Source organism: Mesorhizobium sp. M1365 (assembly GCF_040317865.1).
Classification (GTDB): Bacteria; Pseudomonadota; Alphaproteobacteria; order Rhizobiales; family Rhizobiaceae; genus Mesorhizobium.
In genome coordinates this window covers 1-22,399 of record NZ_JAMYLG010000052.1, presented here as the reverse complement: position 1 = coordinate 22,399, position 22,399 = coordinate 1, and the positions used below count along the sequence as shown (strand labels likewise).

General features: G+C 62.7%; 25 protein-coding genes and 1 pseudogene. 14 read left to right on the top strand and 12 right to left on the bottom strand.

The features are described 5' to 3' along the window. The first annotated feature begins 266 nt into the window (after positions 1-266). The 3 genes from rlmN to NKH04_RS29885 are packed head-to-tail and all read left to right on the top strand — an operon-like array spanning position 267 to position 2,397. Positions 267-1,499: a dual-specificity RNA methyltransferase RlmN gene (rlmN, locus tag NKH04_RS29895; protein ID WP_352767342.1), complete on the top strand. Its 1,233-nt coding sequence runs from the start codon at positions 267-269 to the stop codon at positions 1,497-1,499. Next, positions 1,496-1,921 (top strand): hypothetical protein, encoded by a 426-nt coding sequence (locus NKH04_RS29890; protein ID WP_352470834.1) that lies wholly within the window; start codon positions 1,496-1,498, stop codon positions 1,919-1,921. The genes rlmN and NKH04_RS29890 overlap by 4 nt, the downstream gene beginning before the upstream one ends. Then, positions 1,918-2,397, top strand: coding sequence for a hypothetical protein (locus NKH04_RS29885; RefSeq protein ID WP_352540808.1), 480 nt, complete (start codon positions 1,918-1,920; stop codon positions 2,395-2,397). The genes NKH04_RS29890 and NKH04_RS29885 overlap by 4 nt, the downstream gene beginning before the upstream one ends. Here NKH04_RS29885 and NKH04_RS29880 read toward each other — a convergent pair. Continuing rightward, positions 2,369-3,010, bottom strand: a complete 642-nt coding sequence (locus NKH04_RS29880; protein WP_023679833.1) for a LysE family translocator — start codon at positions 3,008-3,010, stop codon at positions 2,369-2,371. The genes NKH04_RS29885 and NKH04_RS29880 overlap by 29 nt on opposite strands. Before the next feature lie 168 nt (positions 3,011-3,178). Between NKH04_RS29880 and NKH04_RS29875 the strand changes: the two genes are divergently transcribed. After that, entirely contained in the window at positions 3,179-4,402 is a 1,224-nt protein-coding gene (locus tag NKH04_RS29875) for an argininosuccinate synthase (protein ID WP_352770308.1), read from the top strand. Between the two features lie 925 nt (positions 4,403-5,327). Here the strand turns inward: NKH04_RS29875 and NKH04_RS29870 are convergent. The 3 genes and pseudogenes from NKH04_RS29870 to NKH04_RS29860 form a co-directional block, all read right to left on the bottom strand. Next, positions 5,328-6,083 (bottom strand): annotated as a pseudogene (locus tag NKH04_RS29870) (IS5 family transposase). 76 nt (positions 6,084-6,159) lie between these two features. After that, positions 6,160-6,582 carry a DUF4279 domain-containing protein gene (locus tag NKH04_RS29865; RefSeq protein WP_352832335.1) on the bottom strand — a complete coding sequence of 141 codons (423 nt, stop codon included), beginning with the start codon at positions 6,580-6,582 and terminating at the stop codon, positions 6,160-6,162. A 113-nt stretch (positions 6,583-6,695) separates the two neighbouring features. Then, positions 6,696-7,496, bottom strand: coding sequence for a lytic murein transglycosylase (locus NKH04_RS29860; protein ID WP_352470839.1), 801 nt, complete (start codon positions 7,494-7,496; stop codon positions 6,696-6,698). Between the two features lie 185 nt (positions 7,497-7,681). Between NKH04_RS29860 and NKH04_RS29855 the strand changes: the two genes are divergently transcribed. The 7 genes from NKH04_RS29855 to rpsP all read left to right on the top strand — a co-directional run bounded on the left by NKH04_RS29855 (position 7,682) and on the right by rpsP (position 13,709). Next, positions 7,682-7,918, top strand: coding sequence for a hypothetical protein (locus tag NKH04_RS29855; protein WP_352832332.1), 237 nt, complete (start codon positions 7,682-7,684; stop codon positions 7,916-7,918). A gap of 90 nt (positions 7,919-8,008) precedes the next feature. Beyond that, positions 8,009-9,103 (top strand): zinc-binding metallopeptidase family protein, encoded by a 1,095-nt coding sequence (locus tag NKH04_RS29850; RefSeq protein WP_352832331.1) that lies wholly within the window; start codon positions 8,009-8,011, stop codon positions 9,101-9,103. Between the two features lie 63 nt (positions 9,104-9,166). Continuing rightward, positions 9,167-9,769, top strand: a complete 603-nt coding sequence (locus tag NKH04_RS29845; RefSeq protein WP_292664090.1) for a DUF1236 domain-containing protein — start codon at positions 9,167-9,169, stop codon at positions 9,767-9,769. 147 nt (positions 9,770-9,916) lie between these two features. Next, a complete protein-coding gene (locus NKH04_RS29840; protein WP_352832330.1) occupies positions 9,917-10,885 on the top strand; it encodes a CPBP family intramembrane glutamic endopeptidase in 969 nt (322 codons plus the stop codon). Between the two features lie 409 nt (positions 10,886-11,294). Next, a complete protein-coding gene (ffh, locus tag NKH04_RS29835; RefSeq protein ID WP_352541973.1) occupies positions 11,295-12,923 on the top strand; it encodes a signal recognition particle protein in 1,629 nt (542 codons plus the stop codon). A 7-nt stretch (positions 12,924-12,930) separates the two neighbouring features. After that, positions 12,931-13,257 (top strand): chorismate mutase, encoded by a 327-nt coding sequence (locus tag NKH04_RS29830; protein ID WP_352450211.1) that lies wholly within the window; start codon positions 12,931-12,933, stop codon positions 13,255-13,257. A 50-nt stretch (positions 13,258-13,307) separates the two neighbouring features. Continuing rightward, positions 13,308-13,709, top strand: a complete 402-nt coding sequence (gene rpsP / locus NKH04_RS29825; RefSeq protein ID WP_352450212.1) for a 30S ribosomal protein S16 — start codon at positions 13,308-13,310, stop codon at positions 13,707-13,709. Positions 13,710-13,781: 72 nt separating this feature from the next. Here rpsP and NKH04_RS29820 read toward each other — a convergent pair whose 3' ends face one another. Continuing rightward, the gene (locus tag NKH04_RS29820; RefSeq protein ID WP_023680734.1) at positions 13,782-14,045 is read right to left on the bottom strand and encodes a YMGG-like glycine zipper-containing protein; all 264 of its coding nucleotides are present in this window, start codon (positions 14,043-14,045) and stop codon (positions 13,782-13,784) included. A 191-nt stretch (positions 14,046-14,236) separates the two neighbouring features. Continuing rightward, complete coding sequence (locus tag NKH04_RS29815) at positions 14,237-14,647, bottom strand: DoxX family protein (RefSeq protein WP_023680735.1); 411 nt, start codon at positions 14,645-14,647, stop codon at positions 14,237-14,239. A 259-nt stretch (positions 14,648-14,906) separates the two neighbouring features. Here NKH04_RS29815 and NKH04_RS29810 point away from each other — a divergent pair, with 259 nt between their 5' ends. Further along, positions 14,907-15,314, top strand: a complete 408-nt coding sequence (locus NKH04_RS29810) for an ACT domain-containing protein (protein ID WP_352817223.1) — start codon at positions 14,907-14,909, stop codon at positions 15,312-15,314. 282 nt (positions 15,315-15,596) lie between these two features. Here NKH04_RS29810 and NKH04_RS29805 read toward each other — a convergent pair whose 3' ends face one another. Then, complete coding sequence (locus NKH04_RS29805) at positions 15,597-16,631, bottom strand: aspartate-semialdehyde dehydrogenase (protein ID WP_023680535.1); 1,035 nt, start codon at positions 16,629-16,631, stop codon at positions 15,597-15,599. 106 nt (positions 16,632-16,737) lie between these two features. Further along, the gene (locus NKH04_RS29800) at positions 16,738-16,887 is read right to left on the bottom strand and encodes a hypothetical protein (protein WP_352450216.1); all 150 of its coding nucleotides are present in this window, start codon (positions 16,885-16,887) and stop codon (positions 16,738-16,740) included. 202 nt (positions 16,888-17,089) lie between these two features. Here NKH04_RS29800 and NKH04_RS29795 point away from each other — a divergent pair, with 202 nt between their 5' ends. Together NKH04_RS29795 and NKH04_RS29790 are read left to right on the top strand one after the other, a co-directional pair. Beyond that, positions 17,090-18,922: a DEAD/DEAH box helicase gene (locus tag NKH04_RS29795; RefSeq protein WP_352832323.1), complete on the top strand. Its 1,833-nt coding sequence runs from the start codon at positions 17,090-17,092 to the stop codon at positions 18,920-18,922. Between the two features lie 88 nt (positions 18,923-19,010). Then, on the top strand, positions 19,011-19,727 hold the full coding sequence (locus tag NKH04_RS29790; protein WP_352832321.1) for a DUF805 domain-containing protein: 717 nt from the start codon (positions 19,011-19,013) through the stop codon (positions 19,725-19,727). 20 nt (positions 19,728-19,747) lie between these two features. Here the strand turns inward: NKH04_RS29790 and NKH04_RS29785 are convergent, their stop codons facing one another. From NKH04_RS29785 to NKH04_RS29770, 4 genes are all read right to left on the bottom strand, one after another. Continuing rightward, the gene (locus tag NKH04_RS29785; RefSeq protein WP_352832318.1) at positions 19,748-20,104 is read right to left on the bottom strand and encodes a hypothetical protein; all 357 of its coding nucleotides are present in this window, start codon (positions 20,102-20,104) and stop codon (positions 19,748-19,750) included. Positions 20,105-20,111: 7 nt separating this feature from the next. Further along, positions 20,112-21,215 (bottom strand): 3-isopropylmalate dehydrogenase, encoded by a 1,104-nt coding sequence (leuB, locus tag NKH04_RS29780; RefSeq protein ID WP_352541965.1) that lies wholly within the window; start codon positions 21,213-21,215, stop codon positions 20,112-20,114. A gap of 136 nt (positions 21,216-21,351) precedes the next feature. Then, complete coding sequence (locus tag NKH04_RS29775) at positions 21,352-21,705, bottom strand: VOC family protein (RefSeq protein WP_352470852.1); 354 nt, start codon at positions 21,703-21,705, stop codon at positions 21,352-21,354. 48 nt (positions 21,706-21,753) lie between these two features. Beyond that, on the bottom strand, positions 21,754-22,137 hold the full coding sequence (locus NKH04_RS29770; protein WP_352450222.1) for a RidA family protein: 384 nt from the start codon (positions 22,135-22,137) through the stop codon (positions 21,754-21,756). Positions 22,138-22,399 lie beyond the last annotated feature (262 nt).

Sequence of the window (22,399 nt, the reverse complement as noted above, 5' to 3'; positions counted from 1 at the left end):
CGGTTAGGCGCGGTCTTCCCTTCTCCCCTTGTGGGAGAAGGTGGATCGGCGCGCAGCGCCGAGACGGAAGAGGGGTGTTGGACGGAACGCCGTCGGCGCCAAGCTGGAACACCCCTCATCCGACCGAGCTTCGCTCGGCCACCTTCTCCCACAAGGGGAGAAGGAAGAACCCCGGCATGACTCCGCCGCTAACCTGTGCTATGCGCCGCGCTTCATTTCGGGCACGATGCTGTATTCGGCCGCAAATCGCTTATATTGGCGCAACAATGACCCTTTCATTCGATCTTACCGCCGAAGGCGCGCGTGACGCGTTGCGCACCCGCACGACGCCTGAAAAACCGTCGCTGATCGGCTTGACGCGCGCCGAACTCGGGGCCGCCCTCGTCGCCGCCGGCATCGTGCCGGAGCGCCAGGCGAAAATGCGCGCCCAACAGCTCTGGCATTGGATCTATGTGCGCGGCGTTTCCGACTTCGCCGGCATGTTCAACATCTCCAAGGATCTGCGCGCCGCGCTCGACAGGCATTTCACCGTCGCCAGGCCCGAGATCGTCGAGGAGCAGATTTCCTCCGACGGAACCCGCAAATGGCTGTTCCGCTTTCCGCCGCGCGGCGCCGGCCGGCCGGTCGAGATCGAGACCGTCTACATTCCCGAAGAAGGCCGCGGCACGCTCTGCATCTCTTCGCAAGTCGGCTGCACCCTGACCTGCTCCTTCTGCCACACCGGCACGCAGAAACTGGTGCGCAACCTGACCGCCGAGGAAATCCTCGCCCAGCTCTTGACCGCCCGGGACCGGCTTGGCGATTTCCCCGACCGCGACACGCCCGACGGCGCCATCGTGCCGGCCGAGGGGCGGAAAGTGTCCAACGTCGTCATGATGGGCATGGGCGAGCCGCTCTACAATTTCGAGGCGGTGAAGAAGGCCCTGCTTATCGCATCCGACGGCGACGGGCTTTCCCTGTCGAAGAGGCGGATCACGCTCTCGACGTCCGGCGTGGTGCCCGAGATCTTCCGCACCGGTGAGGAGATCGGCGTCATGCTGGCGATCTCGCTGCACGCCACCAACGACGATCTGCGCGACCTTTTGGTGCCTATCAACAAGAAGTATCCGCTGAACGAACTGATCGCTGCCTGCCGTGCCTATCCCGGCCTGTCCAACGCCAAGCGGATCACCTTCGAATATGTCATGCTGAAGGACGTCAACGATTCGATCGAGGACGCCAAGGCGCTGGTCAAGCTGCTCAAGGGCATCCCCGCCAAGATCAATCTGATCCCGTTCAATCCGTGGCCGGGCACCAACTACCAGTGCTCGGACTGGGAGACGATCGAGAAATTCGCCGACTACATCAACAATGCCGGCTATGCCTCGCCGATCCGCACGCCGCGCGGCCGCGACATCCTGGCCGCCTGCGGCCAGCTCAAGTCGGACTCCGAGCGCATGCGCAAGGTCGACCGGCTGGCGCTGGAAGCGATGATGATCGCGGGGCATGGCGAGGCGTGAAATACCTCAGGCGATTGGCAGTGACTTTGCTCTGCTACGCCCTGGCTGCCTTCACCATGTCTCTGGTCTTTTTCCTGCTCGATGCACTGATGTGGTGGCGTGTTCCCGCTTTCCTGTCCACTCGAGATAGTTGGTCGCTGTTGCTGCTTGGAGCGATGATCGCAGGCATCTTTGGCGCACCGCTGGCAATCCCGATGGTCATTGCTTCCCAAGTTCTCGAGGCGAGACGCTGGATTCTTTTTGTCGTCGGGGGAGCTTTCGTTGGGACGTGCGTATTTGCGGTCTGGAAACTGCATCCGTCGGCACAGAGGCCACCGGACGTTGACGTGTTGGTGGCCCTAATCATTGCGGGAAGCTTGGCAGGAGCCGTCTATCGCCTGGTCGAGAGCCGGTTCCTGCAAATGCCCGGACAATTCGCGTGAACCGCCTCGTCGCCTATCTGATCCGCTTCGCCGTCATCCTTGTCGGCTACGGCGTTGCTTCGCTGGCGGCAAGCGCCTTCCTTAACGTCATGTTCCTGGCGTCTCTTGGGCTGATAACGGACGAGACGCAACCGGCGGCGCAGGCGTCGCTGTGGTTTTCAATCCCCTTCGTCGCGCTGTTCGTCGCCTATTTCGCCTTCATGCCGGCCGCCATCGCCATCCTCGTCTCCGAGATCCTTGGCCGGCGTGACTGGCTGTTCTATGCGCTGGCGGGCGCAGCGGTGGCGGCGGTCTTCCTTGGCTTCGTCCACCAGACGGCCGATGCCAATTTCGAGGTTACCAATACCAGCGTCATGCTGGCGGTGATCGGCTGCGGCATGGTCGGCGGTATTTTCTACTGGCTGAGCGCCGGCCGCTCGGCCGGAAGCTGGCGTCAGATCGGACGCCCTATTTCGCCTGGGCCGTCAGGATCTTGAGCGCGAAGGCCGAAAAAACTCCGGCAAACAGATAGTCGACGACGCGGGTCACACGCGGGCTGGATTTCATCGCGGCCGAGAATTTTTCCGCCGCCAGCACCATCGGCGCCGTCACCGGGATCGCCAGCACGACGAACATCGCGCCGAGGAAGAACAGCTTTCCCGGCGCGTCGGGATCATGCGCGGAGACGAATTGCGGCAGGAAGGTCATGAAGAACAGGATGATCTTCGGGTTGAGCAGATTGACCCCGAGCCCCGCCGCCCAGCTGCGGAACAGCGAGATCTGCGGCCCGCTCTTCTTCTCCGGTGAAAACGCCGACCCTTTTGTGATCGCCTGCCATGCCAGGAAGACCAGATAGCCGGCGCCGAAAATCTTCAGCACGAAGAACGCCATCGGCGAGGCGACGATCAGCGCCGAGACGCCGACCACCACCAGCGTGGTGTGGATCAGCGTGCCGCACAAGGCGCCGGCCATCGAGGCAAAGCCGGTGGCACGGCCCTGGCTCAGCGTGCGCGACACGAACAGCGTCATGTCAGGCCCGGGCGTGATCGCCAGGATGAAGGTGGCGATGGAGAACTGGATAAGCGTCGTACTGTCGGGGATGAAGGACATGGCTCGTCTCGTAGCGGCAAAAGACGGCGCAGCCATAGCGCAAGAGCCGTGTCCTCGCCAGCCTCTTGGAGATGAAGCATCTGGTCCAGGCATCGTTCGTCCCTTGCGCTGGCCTAAAACGCCGTGATACCTCGCCCGCGAAGAACCCCTGTCGCGGAACTGCCCACCATGTCGAAAGCAAAAGCCGTCAAGAAAGTCGTGCTCGCCTATTCCGGCGGCCTTGATACCTCGATCATCCTGAAATGGCTGCAGACCGAGCTCGGCGCCGAGGTCGTGACCTTCACCGCCGATCTCGGCCAGGGTGGCGAACTGGAGCCGGCCAGGCGCAAGGCCGAGATGATGGGCATCAAGGACATCCGCATCGTCGATGTCCGCGAGGAGTTCGTATCCGATTTCGTCTTTCCGATGTTCCGCGCCAACGCTGTCTATGAAGGCACATATCTGCTCGGCACCTCGATCGCCCGGCCACTGATCTCGAAACATCTTGTCGAGATCGCCAGGGAGACCGGCGCCGATGCGATCGCGCATGGCGCCACCGGCAAAGGCAACGACCAGGTGCGTTTCGAGCTGTCGGCCTATGCGCTCAACCCCGACATCAAGGTGATCGCGCCGTGGCGCGATTGGTCGTTCAAGTCGCGGACCGATCTCATCAACTTCGCCGAGCAGCACCAGATCCCGGTGCCGAAGGACAAGAAGGGCGATGCGCCTTTCTCGGTCGACGCTAACCTGCTGCATTCGTCTTCCGAGGGCAAGGTGCTGGAGGACCCGTGGACGGAACCGCCGGAATTCGTCCACCAGCGCACCATCTCGCCGATGGACGCGCCGGACAAGGTCACCGAGATCGAGATCGAATTCCTCAAGGGCGATCCGATCGCGCTCAACGGCAAGAAGCTGTCGCCGGCGACGATGTTGGCGGCGCTGAACGATCTCGGCCGTGACAATGGCATCGGCCGGCTCGACCTGGTCGAGAACCGTTTCGTCGGCATGAAATCGCGCGGTGTCTACGAGACCCCCGGCGGCACCATCCTGATCGCCGCCCACCGGGCGATCGAATCGATCACGCTCGACCGCGGTGCCGCCCATCTCAAGGACGAGTTCATGCCGCGCTATGCCGAGCTCATCTACAATGGCTTCTGGTTCGCGCCCGAGCGGCTGATGTTGCAGGCGATGATCGACAAGAGCCAGGAAGACGTCGAAGGCACCGTGCGGCTGAAGCTCTACAAGGGCAACGTCATGGTCAGCGGCCGCAAGTCGAGGAAGACGCTCTATTCCGACGCGCTGGTCACCTTCGAGGACGACCGCGGCGCCTACGACCAGAAGGATGCAGAAGGTTTCATCCGCCTCAACGCGCTGAGGCTGCGGACACTGGCGGCGCGCAATCGCAAGGGTTGATATTCCCAACAGGCCCAATGCTTAGATGAGTTAGGAACCCGGTGAGGACACCGGGTTTTATTTGGCGTCTCTAATATAATAGAAGCCGCGATTTCAGATCGTTTCCTGTTTGACCTTTCCGTGATTTGATCTTACTTCTCGTGCGGGTCGGAGGGCTTTGACAGTGAAAAACAGACTTTTTCTTCTGCTTGCGGCGGTGGCCGTCTTTACCGCGGGTCAGTCCACGCAAGTCCCGGCGGGGCAAACATCCAAGGTCCATACTTGCAAAAGTTTTGACGGCCCCTTCCAGATTCCCGCTTCCCAGAAATGCCCGTTGAGCGGCTACGCGCAGGGTCCCAGAGTCCCGACGGTCATCGGGGACAAGCCAAAAGCGGCTACCCCGGCGCCGCGGAATTCCAAATTCCGTACCTGCAAAAGTTTTGACGGCCCCTTCCAGATTCCCATTTCCCAGAAATGCCCGTTGAGCGGCTACGTGCATTATTGAGCGTGATGTGCCCAGGCGCTTGGCCACGCTTGGAGCTGGTTTCCTGCCCGCGTTGGCTGTCCTGGCGAACTTGGCCGTCGCCAAAGCCAACGATGACCCCCCTCCCTCGACCTTCCCGCGCTGGTCGAGTGCGGGGCTGACGTTCCGACATATAGTGGTTTTGCCCTTTGGCTGACCGACCGCCCCGATGCGCCCGCAAAGCTCGGCTGGAACGACGTTTCTTCCGGCAATCCTTTCCTCAAGCAATATGAATTGCCGGCCCCGCTTCGCGTATTCGGGCGCGAAACGGCGTCCGTCGTCCTTACCGCGACCGGGCCGATGGCGGTGTTTGACGAAGTTTCCACGCCCGGGGCTTGGCCGGACTTTCGGTCGAATAGCGCAATTCCAGGAAAAGCGTGAAACGGTTTTCCGTCCGGGATTGCGTTAAAACAAAGCTCTAGACTAGGACGTAGACTCGTTACCGCGTAGCCAGATACGGACGGAGACGAGTTTGAGGGCAGCGAGGTAGTTTTGTCATATCGAGTTGCGATGCGACGGAACTGCTTGGCCTGGTTGAAGAAGCGTTCGACGAGGTTGCGGGCCTTGTAGAGGAAGGGGCTGAAGCACATCGGGTCCTTGCGGTTGGCCTTGGGCGGGATGTTGGCCCATGCCTTTTGCTCGGTGACGGCATTGCGCAACGCGTTGGCATCATAGCCCTTGTCGGCGAGCAGCATGGCACCCTCGGGCAAATCCTTGATAAGTCCGCTGCGTAGGCGATGTCACTCATTTGACCTGCCGTGAGCGTCAGCTTGATCGGCCTGCCTTCGGCGTCGACAAGAGCATGGATTTTGGTCGTCAGCCCGCCTCGGGAACGACCGAGACAATGATCTCGATTCCCCTTTTTGCCGTCGCACCCTGCTGATGGACGCGAACAATAGAGGTGTCGATCATCTGCACCGTGCCGTCATGGGCCTCGGTAATGGCGTCCATCAGCCGATCCCAGACACCTGCTATCCGCCATCGAACGAAGCGGTTGTAGCCAGTGGTGCGAGGCCCGTAGCGCTCGGGCAGATCGCGCCATGGCGCACCCGATCGCAGCACCCAGAAGATGCCGTTCAGCACCCGGCGGTCGTCTACGCGCGGCACGCCTCGCGGCTTGTTGGGCAACAGCGGCTCGATCGCCCGCCATTCGAAGTCGGTCAGATCGTATCGGCTCATGCCCTTATGAATCAGACCCCGCTCAAGTTTGGAACCAGCCAGTCGGCAAACGACCCAATGCGGACAGGACGGCTGCTCACACCTCACTTCCATGTTGGTGAGCTTCGTCCTCAACGAAAAGGTCGAGGCCCCAGCCAACACCGCAATCCGCGAGCACCCTCATCGCGGACGGCTCAAGCCAAATGCCGCACTGTACGTCGTAGGGCTGATAGAACCCGCCGTAGATAGTTATCTGCTTTGGCCGCACTTCCTGCCACAGCCGTGCGAAGGCCTCCTCCCGACCTCGCATCTGCTCGATCAGGTAGTTGACCGCATTCTCGTGCTCGGCCCCACTCCGGAGCCTTTGCCGCGGACCATCGAGGCTCCATCCATTCTTCTTGCGCGGGGAACCGTTACGCATCGGGTCGCCCTTGCGGACTATGCGTGTCGGTTCGAGGCTTAGGATCGCAGTCACCCCCTCGGGGTCCGCATCGAAATCAACGATCGAGAGCGAGATCATCGCCTGTCCTAGCTAGGTTCCAAAGGGCAAGGCAAGCCCTGCGCTGTTGCGAGACTCTTCATGCTCGCCTCGCGCTTCCAACCGAGCCCAGTCATTTTTGCGTTTATATCCTGTCAGTCGGCATCGATCGCCGTGGCCATGCGGGCGATGGCCTGTTGATAGACGCTCGCGGAATTCCAGCCAGCGATTGCGCCCATATTCGCCTGCGCACTCGCGCCGGCCCGCCAACCATGACTCTTGAGGAAGTTGGCGGTGGAAGCCAACGCAGTGCTCTTGTCGCGCAGATTTTTGTTTCCGACACCATACGTCAAAACATTTCCGGGCAGGAACTGCGTGTGGCCAATCTCGCCGTGCGCGGCACCGACCGACGAGGCGCTCAACGCTCCGCGATCAACCAGCTTCAGGGCCGCAATGGCATGCGGGTAGAAGAACTCCGGACGGCGACAGTCATAGGCCAGCGTTAAAATGGCGGAGACCGTATTCTGGTTGCCCATGGCGGAACCGAAGCCGGTCTCCATGCCCCAGATGGCGAGCAACACGCCCGGCGACACGCCGTAATTCCGTTCGATCTTGTCGAACAGCGCAGCATTGGCCTTCTTCAGCGCACGGCCCCTGGCAATGATCGCGGACGCGCCACGGCGCTTCATGAAAGCTTCCACCGAGCCGCTGAAAGCCTTATGGATGGCGCGGTCGACGGAGATCGTCTTTGTCGCGTAGGTTGCGCGAGCCAGAGCGGCCAGACCCTTCGAGCCGACACCGTCGGCCTTCGCCTCCGCGGCGAACTCCGGTTTCCATGCCTCGAAGCCGGCGCCGCTCTTGCCACAGCTGGCCGCCGCCTGCGCGCCCGTCGCCAGCGCAAGCACCGCCACCACCGTGGCCACTACAAACATCTTCCCCTTGGCAAGAAATGCCATGCTGCTCTCCTGGTTGCCTGAATCACGTTCCCTATTGCGAACTTGCCTGCGAAACACCTGCTTGTCACTGCCCCGGCGCCACGCCGATGCACTCAATACAGCAGGAACCTCAAATCCACCACACTGGCGGACGCCCGGGAATTTGCCTACGATCAAGTAATTATTGTGGCGGGGACAGAATAAGCATGGAAGACGTTGATGTCGTGATCATCGGCGGGGCGCTGAGCGGTTTGTGTGCTATGCGGCGGCGGCGGCCCGGCCGCTCGCAAGTGCGCGCCACGCTGATGCAGCCCGTGGCGGAAAAGATCTTCTTCGCCGGCGAGCATTTGGCCGGTCCGCTGATGCAGACCTGCGGCGGCGCCAGATTGTCGGGCGAGGCAGTGGCCAAGGAGGAGGTCGTCGCCCAGCTTGCGGCAAAATAGCATCAGCCGGCAGGAACGTCGGCAGCTGACAGGCGTTTGGCGTTCTCCTGCTCGTATCGTCCTCCGCATTTCGAATGATTTGAGACGCCAATGAAGCTTTTCGACTGCCCGCATTGCGACCACCGTCTCTATTTCGAGAACGCGCAATGCCTGAACTGCGCCAGCCTCGTGCTCTACGATCCCGAGCATGCGCGCTTCGCGCTGTCCGGCGCCGAGGTCTTCTATTGCACCAATGCCGACGAATGCGCCTGCAACTGGATGGCGGAGCCCGGCCACGCCTTCTGCCGCGCCTGTGCGCTGAACCAGCTGATCCCGGATCTGTCGGTCGACGGCAACCGCCGCCGCTGGATCCGTGTCGAGGCGGCAAAGAAGCGTGCCGTCTATTCGCTGCTCGCCTTCGGCCTGCCGGTCGCACCCAAGCAGGACGTTGGCGACGAGATCGGTCTCGCTTTCGATTTTCTTGCCGATCCGATCGGCGGCGGTCCGGGCGGCGAACGTATCCTGACCGGTCATGACAACGGCCGGATCACGCTCAACGTCGCCGAGGCGGATTCGGCAGAGCGCGAACGGCGGCGCGTCGAGATGGGCGAGAACTACCGCACGCTGCTCGGCCATTTCCGCCATGAGCTCGGCCATTATTACTGGGACCGCCTGATCCGCGACGATTCGCAAAAGCTTGCCGGTTTTCGCGCTTTGTTCGGCGACGAGCGCGCCGGCTACGAACAGGCGCTGAAGACCTATTATGCCGATGGCGCGCCGCCCGACTGGCAGCAGCGCCATATCTCGGCCTATGCGACGTCGCACCCATGGGAGGACTGGGCCGAGACATGGGCGCATCACATGCACATCACCGACACACTGGAGATGGTGCATGCCCTGAATTTCCCGCTCGGCCGGCTGGAAACCGTTGAAGCCAACGAGCTGCCGCGCGCCGATACCGGCGGCAAGTTGCAGCCGGCACCATCGGAACCCGCCGCCAGCCCAGAGCCCTTCGAAAGGATTCTCGACCGCTGGCTGGTGCTGTCGGAGGCGTCCAACTCGATCAACCGCTGCATGGGCCTGCCCGATCTCTATCCCTTCGTCATCTCGGACGTGGCGGCGCAAAAACTTGCTTTTGTTCACGAGCTTTTGACCGACCTGCCGAAAACGACTGGAACAAATCGTGAGCCGGCCGAAGCCTTTTAGCCGGAACGCATGCGGCTTTGCTTCGTTTTCCGTGCCAAGGGACTGTGAAACGGAGAGAAGACCATGAAACGCATATTGTTTCCGGCGGTGGCCGGAGCGCTCATAGCGATGTCGGGCTCTGCTTTGGCCGACACCGCCGTCTCGGCCATCACTGATCTCAATGTACGCGCCGGCCCCGGCCCGCAATATCCGGTGATCGGCGTGCTTGCGGCCGGCCAGTCGGCGACGCTCGACGGCTGCATCGCCAACAGCAAATGGTGCACCATCGCCGAGGCCAACGGCCAGGGCTGGGTCTATTCCGACTATGTGACGGCCGATTTCGGCGGCAGCCGTGTGGTCCTGACACAGCGTCCGGCCAGCGCCGACATTGCCGTCGTGACGCCGCCCGCCGATAGCGTCGAGTATTCCGACAGCTATACCGGAGCAATCGTCGCCGGCGAGGCGATCGAGCCTATCCGGAGACCGCCGGCCGAGATCCGTACCTATGTACGTACGCATCGGCTCGATCCGGTCTATCTCGAGGGTGAGGTGGTGACGGGCGCGACGTTGCCTGACACCGTCGAGCTGCGCGAGATTCCGGACTATGATTACCGTTACGTCTATGTGAACGGCCAGCCGGCACTGGTCGATCCGGGCAGCCGGCGTATCGTGTACGTCGTGCGCTGACGATACAAACAGGGCGGTCGCCCTGTAATGGCGGCCGCTCGCACTCCCGACATTGCCACAAGCCGGCATTGCCGCTGCAATACCGGTTTCCACATTGGGGCCGATGTTCTAGACCTTGCGAGCCGAAGCACCAGCCAGCGAGCCCGCGTGACGATCGACCCAACCGCCTTCCAACAGTACCGGCACACCGCCAACAACAAGACCACTTTGCCGCGGCTTCTGCTTGGAGCGGTGGTCGTCATCCTGTTCTGGCTCGGAACCACTGCCGCCGTGCTGTTCGGCGGCACCTATGCCTTTGCCGTTTGGCAGGCATCGTCTGGCACCGCCCCGCCAGGTGGGGGAGCGGTGCAGGATTTCATGGCCTCTCCTGCAGGCATCCTTGCGGCGCTGGCTTCATTTGCCGGAATCTGGCTCGGCCTTTGGGCTGCCATGCGCTGGATCCATCAAGAGAAGCTGACAGCCCTGATTGGCGTCAGCCGGCGCATTTCTTGGTCGGGGTTCCTGAAAGGACTGACCGCGGTGCTGATCACCTCGCTGCTTTCCGAGATCCTGCTTTATGGTTTGCAGCCCGACATCGCGCGCGGCGCGATCGGCCTGTCCGCGTGGCTTTTGTTCCTGATCCCGATCGCCGCCCTGACCTTTCTGCAGACCTCGTCGGAGGAGATGCTGTTTCGCGGTTATCTGCTCAGGGGCCTGGCGAGCCGGTTCCGGAACTCTTTCATCTGGGCGCTGCTGCCGGGATTGCTGTTCACCTCCCTGCACTGGAGCCCAGGTTCAAGCGCTGCCATCAATGCCTGCGTGCTGGCCTCGATCGCTGCCTTTGCGCTGCTGCTGACGCTTCTGGTCTATGCAACCGGCAATCTCGGTGCCGGCTTTGGCGCCCATCTCGGCAACAATCTGACCGGCTTCCTGCTGATTTCGCACCAGCAAAGCTATAATTCCTTCGCCCTGTTCAACGCCAAGCCGCTCGAAGCCGCGGGCTGGACGACTTCAGACGCCGTCCTCATCGCTTCGATCGGCATCGTCAGCAGCCTGTTGACCGTTCTGCTGCTTTTACATCCGCGCTCACCGCTGAAGGTCGAGCCGGATATGGCGCGCGCCGGCAGCGTGCGCTGATGTGCATTGCCTGGTCGTCCTGAGCTATTTGACGCAAAGCTTGACCAAAGCTTGACTCTGCGGCCGATTTCCTGTCTACACGCCGCGAATTCCGCGACGAGTATTCCTCCGAGCAAACCGACCGGGACGCCGAAACCTCTTTGAGGTGAAGTGCCGTAAATCGATCCCGGAGGCCAACACCCGGCAGCGCTGTGCGCCCCCGGGTGCTTTTTGGCTTTGGGCTTTGCCCGGACCGGCTTTTGCTTGGACAGTTGGCGCGAACGCATTACCTCTCGGGCATCATCCGGGTGCCAGGGAAAAGGAAAAAGAATGTTTGAATCGCTACAGGAACGCACAAGAGGCGTGGAGGGCCTTCGGCCCGACAGGGGTCAAAATGAATCCAAGGCGCTGTCGCGCGGCGGGTTGACCAATGTTTGAGTCCCTGCAAGAGCGCCTTGGTTCGATCCTGAACGGCCTCACCGGCCGCGGCGCCTTGTCGGAGGCTGATGTCTCGGCGGCGCTGCGCGAGGTGCGCCGTGCGTTGCTCGAGGCCGACGTGGCGCTGGAAGTGGTGCGTTCCTTCACCGACAAGGTGCGCGAGAAGGCCGTCGGCGCCGCCGTGGTCAAGTCGATCAAGCCCGGCCAGATGGTCGTCAAGATCGTCCATGACGAGCTGGTCGAGATGCTCGGCGCCGAGGGCGTCGCCATCGACCTCAATGCACCGGCTCCGGTCGTCATCATGATGGTCGGCTTGCAGGGTTCCGGCAAGACGACGACCTCGGCCAAGATCGCCAGGCGCCTCGCCGACCGTCAAAACAAGAAAGTCTTGATGGCCTCGCTCGACACGCGGCGTCCCGCCGCGCAAGAGCAGCTCCGCCAGCTCGGCGAGCAGGTCAAGGTCGCCACATTGCCGATCGTCGCCGGCCAGACGCCGGTCGATATCGCCCGCCGCGCCGTGCAGGCGGCCAAGCTCGGCGGCCATGACGTCGTCATCCTCGACACCGCCGGCCGCACCCATATCGACGAGCCGTTGATGGTCGAGATGGCCGACATCAAGAAGATGTCGTCGCCGCACGAGATCCTGCTGGTCGCCGATTCGCTGACCGGCCAGGACGCCGTCAATCTGGCAAAAAGCTTCGACGAGCGCGTCGGCATCACCGGCCTCGTGCTGACCCGCATGGACGGCGACGGCCGCGGTGGTGCGGCGCTCTCGATGCGCGCCGTCACCGGTAAGCCGATCAAGCTGATCGGCACCGGCGAAAAAATGGACGCGCTGGAGGAATTCCACCCCAAGCGCATCGCCGACCGCATCCTCGGCATGGGCGACATCGTCAGCCTCGTCGAAAAAGCGGCCGAGAACATCGACGCCGAACAGGCCGCGGCGATGGCCAGGAAGATGCAGTCGGGCAAGTTCGACCTGAACGACCTCGCCGGCCAGCTTCAGCAAATGTCGAAAATGGGTGGCATGGGTGGCATCATGGGCATGATGCCCGGCATGGGCAAGATGAAGGACCAGATGGCCGCCGCCGGGCTCGACGACAAGATGTTCGGTCGCCAGCTCGCCATCATCTCGTCGATGACCAAGGCCGAGCGTGCCAACCCCGATATTCTGAAGCACTCGCGCAAGAAGCGCATCGCCGCCGGCTCGGGTACCGACGCGGCCGAAATCAACAAACTGTTGAAGATGCATCGCGGCATGGCCGACATGATGAAGGCGATGGGCGGCAAGGGCAAAGGCGGCGGCCTGATGCGCGGCATGATGGGCGGCCTCGCTTCCAAGATGGGGCTCGGCGGCATGATGCCTGGCGGCCCAGGCGGTCCCGGAGGCGGCATGATGGGCGGCGGCATGCCGGACCTCTCCAAGATGGACCCCAAGCAGCTCGAAGCCTTGCAGAAGCAGGCGCAGGCGGCCGGGCTCGGCGGCATGAAGGGCCTGCCCGGTGGTCTTCCCGGTGGCGGTGGCCTGCCTGGGCTGCCCGGCGGCATGAAACTTCCCGGCCTGCCGGGCGGTGGCGGGCTGCCAATGCTTGGCAAGAATGGCCTCGGCAAGAAGAAGTGAGGGCGCCATGAACGAAGAGAAGGACATGGCGGACGCGCGTGCGGCGCTGGCCAATTATCGCGCCTCGATCGACAATATCGACGCGGCGCTGATCCACATGCTGGCCGAGCGCTTCCGCTGCACCAAGGCAGTCGGCGTGCTGAAGGCGGAACATGGCCTGCCGCCTGCCGACCCGGCGCGCGAGCAGGAGCAGATCGCCCGTCTTCGCCAACTGGCGAAGGACGCCCATCTCGACCCGGATTTCGCGGAGAAATTCCTGAACTTCGTCGTCCGCGAAGTGATCCGCCATCACGAGCAGATCGCCGCATCCAACGGCGTAGCGAAAACCGGCTGAGGATTAGCCACCAACCGATCAACCAAATCAGAGCTTTTAGGAGAAAAGAAATGCCACTGAAAATCCGATTGGCCCGTGCGGGCTCGAAGAAGCGTCCCTATTACCATGTCGTCGTCGCCGACGCGCGTTCGCCGCGCGACGGCCGTTTCATCGAGTCGCTCGGCTCGTGGAATCCGCTGCTGCCCAAGGACGGCGAACGCGTCAAGGTCGACGCCGAGCGCGTCAAGCATTGGCTGTCGCATGGCGCCCAGCCGACCGACCGCGTGCTGCGCTTCCTCGATGAAGCCGGCATCGCCAAGCGCGAAGCGCGCGCCAACCCGAAAAAGGCCGAGCCCGGCAAGAAGGCGCAGGAGCGCGCAGCCTTGCTGAAGAAGGCGCAGGAAGATGCCGCCGCGGCCGTTGCCGCCGCCGCAGCCGCGCCGGCCGAGGCGGAAGCCGCCAGCGCCGAATAAATCATCTCCACAACCGCGAAACGGCGGGCCCTGCCCGCCGTTTTGCTATTGCATCCATATGATGCGGCCCGATCAATAGCCTTCCGGGCAACTCGCAACGTAGACACGACCGTTACGATCGCGATAACGGCATTGGCCGCTTTCGCTGGCACGGCCGATCAGTGCACCGGCCAAAGCGCCGGCCGCACCGCCGATCACCGCGCCCTTGGTCGGGTTGCCGGCCACAGCAGCGCCGACCGCCGCACCGCCCAGGCCACCAACTGCCGCGCCTTGCTCAGTACGGGAGCAGGCACCGAGCGGGACCAGCAAGGCCATCAAGATCATCACCTTTTTCATTGTCGTTCCTCTCCAACAGGGTGCCGTCCTCGCCGCTGCACCCCCTAACTCGCAACCAGGCGATTTGATCCAAAGAAGAAGATCGGCTGCCGCCCGGCGGCGCTCAATTTGATCCAAAGAGTAGAAAGGCGGCGGCAGACCGCGCCCGCTCTGGCAGCGTGGCCACCATCGAACGGCTTTCGATGTCGCCGCTATTGGCTAAACGGGAACAACGCGCGCACCCTTGGATCGCGCAGATACAGGCCACCCCAGAGGACGGCGCCGAGATAGACGCCGAACAGTATGTGCGAGAACAAAGGGCTGCCGATACGCACATGCGTGGCGACGGCGCCGCCGAGATAAGCGGTGAGCAGGATGGCGCCGAGCACCGAGGTGCGTGGCAGCGCGTAAAGCGCTGTCGAGACCAATCCAATGGTGCCGAGCATGCGCGAGACATTGGCATCGGCCGGCCAGCCGAGCTGCACCATGGTCTGGGTGACGATTTCGAGCGGCGGTAGCTTGATGACGCCGTCGAAGATCATGAACAGCACGATGACGGCGCTGAGCACGCGGCCGGCCCACAGGGCACGCGGTGAGACGGGTGCTGCCTGAGACATGGTCATTATGTTCCCTCCGGTCGTTGTGAGCACTGGCTCCTTCGCCAGCTCGAACCAAGGACGCGGCCCATGACGGCGATCCGACACGCCTCCAGCTCTTTTTCACTCCGGGGGACGGCGACCTCGGATGTACAAGTTCAGCCGGCAACGAACCTGGTCAAGTCCACCTTGCGAGGTGAGATGGAGGGCGTTATTGAAAATCCGTAGGGGTGTCTGCCGACGCTCGACGGCAGCCGCCGCCTGATCGCACAACGAAAAGCAACCGATGGCCGGAGAGACCGACCTGAAACAGTTGCTGGCGGCAATGACGCCGGAATTGCTTGCCGGCGTTCATGTCTTCACCACGTTGCCACCCGATGCGCCCGCTCCCGACAGGCTCCACCCGGTGATGCTATTTCGCGAGCGCGAGGGCACGACGCTGATCGTGCTTGAAGACCATGCCAAGGCCGCTGGACTGAAAAACGTGTTCCGCTGCCGGATGCTGACGCTGAACATCCATTCGTCGCTGGAAGCGGTCGGCTTCCTCGCCGCCATCACCGCGCGGCTGGCCACCGCCGGCATCGGCGTCAATCCGGTCTCGGCCTTCTACCACGATCATCTGTTCGTGCCCGCCGACCGGGCGGCGGAGGCGCTGGAGTTGCTGTTGGACCTAGCGGAGGAGAACCGGCTGTGACGCCGGCGCCTTGCTGCCTATTTGAGACGCCTGCGCTGCCCCTCATACGCCTGCCGGAACCTTCCCCCCGTGAACGGCGAGAAGGGCGCAAAACGGCCGAAGGCCGAGCCTGCGACCGCAGGCCGCCGGTCGTCCGGCGCCCCCGCGGAGGCCAGCCGCGTAGCGGCGATACGGCCGTGAGCGAAACAACCGCCGAAGGCCGAGCCCGCGACTGCGGGCCGCCGGTCGTCCGGCGCCCCCGCGGAGGCCAGCCGCGCTAGCGGCGATAGGGCCGTGAGCGAACTATGCCGCCTTCTTCTTCGGCTGGATCAGCCCGCGCTCGACCAGCAGCTCGGCGATCTGCACCGCATTGAGTGCCGCGCCCTTGCGCAGATTGTCGGAGACGATCCACATCGACAGGCCGTTGTCGATGGTCGAGTCCTCGCGGATGCGCGAGATGAAGGTGGCGTCCTCGCCGGCCGATTCCAGCGGCGTGATGTAGCCGCCGTCCTCGCGCTTGTCGATGACCTGGCAGCCCGGCGCCTCGCGCAGGATCTCGCGCGCCTCATCGGCGGTGATCGGCTTCTCGAACTCGATGTTGACCGCTTCCGAATGGCCGATGAACACCGGCACGCGCACGCAGGTCGCCGTCAGCTTGATCTTCGGGTCGAGCATCTTCTTGGTCTCGGCCACCATCTTCCACTCTTCCTTGGTGAAGCCGTCGTCGAGGAAGACGTCGATATGCGGGATGACGTTGAAGGCGATACGCTTGGTGAATTTCTTGACGTCGACCTGGTCTGCGACAAACACCGCGCGCGTCTGCGTGAACAATTCGTCCATGCCTTCCTTGCCGGCGCCGGAGACCGACTGGTAGGTGGCGACGACGACGCGCTTGATGGTGGCCGCGTCATGCAGCGGCTTCAGCGCCACGACCAGCTGCGCCGTCGAGCAGTTCGGGTTGGCAATGATGTTCTTGCGCGTGAACAGCGAGATCGCATCCGGGTTCACTTCCGGAACGATCAGCGGCACGTCCTGGTCGTAGCGGAAGGCCGACGAATTGTCGATGACGACGCAGCCCTGCTTGCCGATCTTCGGCGACCATTCCTTGGAGACGTTGCCGCCGGCCGACATGATGCAGATGTCGGTGTCGGAAAAATCATATTGGTCGAGCGCCCTGACCTTCAGCGTGCGGTCGCCGAACGACACTTCCGTGCCCTGGCTGCGCCGCGAGGCCAGCGCCACCACCTCGCTCACCGGAAAGCCGCGTTCCTCCAATATGTTGAGCATTTCCCGGCCCACATTGCCCGTGGCGCCGACGATCGCAACCTTGAAACTCATCGAAATCTCCTGTCCCTCTCCGCTCGGTTTCTGGAGAAAACCCGCCGGCCGATGCGGGTTTCAACCCCCGGGCCGGACCCGGGAGAGGGTGGTTAGGCCAAGGGAATCAGACCGTTTTGGTGGTCGTTTTGCCGGTTTTTTTGAGCAAGAACGTGATTTTGCTGGAACGAGGAGACGCAGCGACGCGCCCGGCCCAATGGTTCGCATTGGGGCCGGGGATGTCGAAGGCAGAAAGCGCCATCAAAAGGCCGCGCATCGAAAACTATCCCGTTCGGTGCCGGCTTTTACGCGGTTTACGTCTAGAGTCAATCGCAAGCAGGCCGACCCGCCCGCCCTGTACAATGACGGCGGCACCAAGTACGAACGAGCATCGTCTGGCTCGTGGCGCCCGTCTGTGGGCGCTTGCCGACATTTGACCCGTCGCCGGGTATTCAGAATCCGAATTTCGAAAGAGCAAGATGTCCAACTTCGAAGCTATTGTTCCCGCGCTGGCAAAGGCGCTGGAAAAACGCGGCTATGTCGAGCTGACGCCGGTGCAGAACGCCGTTCTCGAGCTTGGCCAGGCCGATGCGCTGGTTTCGGCCCAGACCGGCTCCGGCAAGACCGTCGCCTTCGGTCTGGCTTTGGCGCCGACCCTTCTCGATGGCGCGGAGCGCTTTTCCCACGCGGCGGCACCCCTGGCGCTGGCCGTGGCGCCGACGCGGGAGTTGGCCCTGCAGGTAACGCGCGAGCTGGAATGGCTCTACGAACTGACCGGCGCCACGGTGGCGTCCTGCGTCGGCGGCATGGACATGCGCACCGAACGGCGCGCACTGGAGCGCGGCGCCCATATCGTCGTGGGCACGCCCGGCCGCCTGCGCGATCACATCACCCGCAATTCGCTCGACATGTCGGCGCTCAAGGCAGTGGTGCTCGACGAGGCCGACGAGATGCTCGATCTCGGCTTTCGCGAGGATCTGGAATTCATCCTCGATGCCGCGCCCGCCGACCGCCGCACGCTGATGTTTTCCGCGACCGTGCCGCGCTCCATCGCCACGCTGGCCAAGGGCTACCAGCGCGATGCTGTGCGCATCTCGGCCTCCGGCGAGGAAAAGCAGCATCTCGACATCGAATACCGGGCGCTGAGCGTCGCCCAGGCGGACCGCGAAAACGCCATCATCAACGTGCTGCGCTATTACGAGGCCAAGAACGCGCTGGTGTTCTGCAACACGCGCGCCGCCGTCAACCATCTGACGGCACGCTTCAACAACCGCAACTTTTCCGTCGTGGCGCTGTCCGGCGAGCTTAGCCAGAACGAGCGCAGCCACGCGCTGCAGGCGATGCGCGACGGCCGCGCCAAGGTCTGCATCGCCACCGACGTCGCGGCACGCGGCATCGACCTGCCCAATCTCGAGCTGGTGATCCATGCCGACCTGCCGACCAACCCGGAAACGCTCCTGCACCGAAGCGGACGCACGGGTCGTGCGGGACGCAAGGGCGTCAGCGCGCTGATCGTGCCCAATAGTGCCCGCAGGCGCACCGAGCGGCTGCTGCAAAGTGCCGGCCTTGCGGCAACCTGGGCGAGCCCGCCGTCGGCCGACGACGTGATACGGCGCGACGATGAGCGCATTCTCGCTGATCCGGTCTTCAGCGAGCCTATGAAGGATGAGGAGCGCGGCTTCGTCGAGGCGCTTCTCGATCAGCACGGGCCCGAACGGGTTGCCGCCGCCTTCGTGAGGATGTGCCGCTCCAGCCACTCGGCGCCGGAAGATCTTCTCGACGTGGCACCGTTCACGCCGTCGGGCGAAAAATTTGCCCGCCGGGACGAGGCACCGAGCCGCCGCGACGATTTCGGCGACAGCGTCTGGTTCTCGCTGTCGGTCGGACGCCTGCAGAATGCGGAGCCACGCTGGCTGATCCCGATGCTGTGCCGGACAGGCGGCATTTCCAAGCGCGAGATCGGCGCCATCAAGATGCAGCAGGAGGAAACCTTCGTGCAGATCGCGGCGGACTGGGCCGAGCGTTTCCTCGCTGCGATCGGCCCCGACCGGAAGCTGCAGGGCAACATTGCGGTCAAGCGGTTGGACGGCACGCCGGATTTGTCGCGGGCCGGCTATCAGGAACCACGACCCGACAAGAAGCCGCACCGCGGCAAGCGCACCTTCGATCAGAACACGCCCAAATTCGAGAAGCGCGCACCGGCCGACCAGCGCCCGGCATTCGAGGCGAAGCCCTGGGGCGGGAAACCGGCCAAGGCGAAGTTCGAAGGCGGACCTGCGAAACACAAGAAATCGAAGAAACGGCCGGGGTAAATAGCCAGAACTCTCCATTTCCGCACGCCTCTTGCGGTCTGCCGGAACTTTGCACAGTCTGGGGCGGGGAAATGGGGGTGGGCAGGACATGCGCGGCGAAGTTCTTCATTACGACGAAGACCAGGGTTTCGGCTTCATCACCGGAGCCGACGGCAACCGCTACACTTTGGCGCGCGAAGATTTGCGCCGCGAAGCATCGGTTGCCGGAGGTACGACCGTCGAATTCCAGCCGGCTGGCGGACGGGCACGCGATGTTTTTTCGATCCGCGCCCAACCTGCCAGTGCGCCCGCCGACGCCTCCACTGCAACCGCCGCCCCAACTCAGGCCGGCAATGCGCCCGCGGCACGTCAGCCGCAACATTTCGGCCGTTCCGCTGAACAAAGTCCGGCTGAATCGGCTGGCCTGTGGAGCTACTTCTGGTGGGGTCTGACCGAGAATTACTTCAACTTCGCCGGCCGTGCCCGCCGCAAGGAGTATTGGGGCTATTGTCTGTTCTGGACGATCGCGCTGATCGTGGTCATAGGACTCGGCGTCTTTATCGACGACGCCATGGGCAATCTCGACAACAGTGAATTGCCGGCAGTGACGGTCGGCCTTTCCGGTCTCTTCCTGCTGGCGACAGCCCTGCCGTGGTTCGGGCTCAACGTGCGTCGCCTGCACGATACCGGCCTGACCGGCTGGCTCTTCCTGCTTTTCCTGATCCCGACCTTCGGCACCGTGATCATCCTGATCTTTGCGCTGATCCCGACGCAGCCGCGCGTAAACCAGTGGGGTCCGGTGCCGGAGGGGATCAAGACCGCATAACCTCACCTGAGTTGGTTCTGCTAAAGCTGCTTGTGTTCGCTCAAGGCGATGCGTTCGATGATCTTGAAGTCCTTCGCGGAATGACCACGAAGGGTCTTCTTGTGGGTCTGGATCGTTTCCGTCCCGACAACCTCGAATGTGGACCCTTCATAGGCGATTTCGCAGTCGACCACCCTATCCGGCCAAAGCCAGATCAAGAGACACAACTCGTATTGATCGGGAATGGCTTCTAGCAGGTAGAAATCGCTCTTTTCGACCTGATATCGGTCGCAGATGAACTGCAGCAATGGCGCGAGGTGTTGATCGCCGCGAAACTCAGCCTGGCGTTGGTGCTCGCCGAGAAGATCCCTTTCAATGGCGCGCTGCACCTCACCCATACACCTGTCACCCCAAAAATTTGGCGATGATCGCGTCGCCCATCTCGGTCGTGCCGACCTCGGTCATCCCCGGCGAATGAATATCCCTGGTACGCAAGCCCTGATCGAGCACGGCGGCGATCGCGCCTTCCAGCCGGTCGGCCTCTTCAACCATGCCAAAGGAATAGCGCATGCACATGGCGAAGGAGGCGATCATGGCGATCGGATTGGCGATGCCCTTGCCGGCGATGTCGGGCGCCGAGCCGTGCACCGGCTCGTAGAGCGCCTTGCGCTTCTTGGTCTTGACATCAGGTGCGCCGAGCGAGGCCGACGGCAGCATGCCGATCGAGCCGGTCAGCATGGCGGCGATGTCGGACAGCATGTCGCCGAACAGATTGTCGGTGACGATGACGTCGAACTGCTTCGGCCAGCGCACCAACTGCATGCCGCCGGCATCGGCCAACATGTGATCGAGCTTGACGTCGGCATACCTGGCCTTGTGCGTCTGGGTGACGACCTCGTTCCACAGCACGCCAGATTTCATCACATTGCGCTTTTCCATCGAGGTGACGTGGTTCTTGCGCGTGCGTGCCAACTCGAAGGCAACGCCCGAAATGCGCTCGATCTCGAATGTGTCGTAGACTTGGGTGTCGATGCCGCGCTTCTGGCCGTTGCCGAGATCGATGATCTGCTTCGGCTCGCCGAAATAGACGCCGCCGGTGAGCTCGCGCACGATGAGGATATCGAGACCTTCGACCACCTCCTGCTTGAGCGAGGAGGACGCCGCCAGTGCCGGATAGCAGATTGCCGGCCTGAGATTGGCAAACAGCTCCATGTCCTTGCGCAGCCGCAGCAGACCCGCCTCCGGGCGCACCTCGTAAGGCACGGCATCCCATTTCGGCCCGCCGACGGCGCCGAACAGCACCGCGTCAGCCGCCATTGCCTTGGCCATGTCGGCATCGGAAATTGCCGCGCCATGTGCGTCGTAAGCGCAACCGCCGACAAGGCCCTCGTCGGTGGCGAAATCGCTGCCGAGGCTGTCGTTCATGCCGGCGATCAATTTCTTCACCTCGGCCATCGCCTCGGGGCCGATACCGTCGCCGGCAAGCAGGAGAAGATTTTTCGAAGCCATGAGAACCGTCCTGATTGTGTCGTGAGCCGCGGCCTTGCTAAACGCCAAGCGGCCGGCGCGCAAGCCTGCGGTTCAGAGCATCGGACCCAAAAGTGGAAACCGGTTTTGGGAAAATCCGATGCTCAAGACAAAATGCCTAGAGATGCGAAAGGATATTGACCAGCCTGCCGAACGGGTCGCGTACGAAGAAGCGACGCACGCCCCAGGGTTCGTCCGCCGGACCGTATTCGATGGCAAAGCCGGCCGTCCTCATGCTTTCAAGCGCGGCATCGACGTCGTCGACTTCGATAGAGATGTCCGGCACCGGCGTTCCTGATCCCCCTTCGGCCATGAAACTGACCTGCACGGACATCGTCTCTTGCGAGCCGTAGGTAGCGATCCAGCCCATATCCATCTTGAGATCGAGGCCGAGCACATCCTGATAGAAGGGTTTTGCCGCCGCGATATCCTGCGTGTCTATGTTTGCAACGATGCGCCTGACCTTCGCCATGGGCCGATCCTCGTGCTAACCGTGTCGTTGTCGCAACCGTGACAGGCATCAGGCTGTGCGCCGCAGCGCCGTCACCTCGATCTCGATCTTCATCTCCGGCTTGTTGAGCTGACACACGATCATCGTTGCCGCCGGCCTGATCTCGCCAAAGACCTCGCCGAGGATCGGGAACACCACATCCACGAAAGCCGCATCGGTAATATAGTAATGTGCCCGCACCACATCGGCCATCTCGAAGCCGCCGTCCCCGAGCGCCTTGGCGATCGTCGCCAAGCAATTGCGCGTTTGTGCCTCTACGGTCTCCGGCATCGACATGGTCGCATAATCGTAGCCGGTCGTTCCGGACACGAAACACCAGTCGCCCTGCACCACGGCGCGCGAATAGCCGGCGGTCTTCTCGAAGGGCGAACCGGTGGAGATCAGTTTTCGCATGGCTTCCTCGCAGTGGTTGCGGCCATCCTGAAGGTATAGGGTCCACCCGGCCATGGGCCAGAGGCAACCGATTGTTGTTACGACGTGGAAAGCGCAGACCTCGGAGATTGGCCAGAACATCTCTCCAGCCGTCATCCTGGGGCGAAGCAAGGAGCGAAGCGACGCGGCGCAGACCCCAGGATCCATATGTGGACGGCGCCCTGCCTGCAACGGTTGTTTTGCGTCGTTTTCGATCGCTTGCGTCCATATGTCCGGCCTTTGA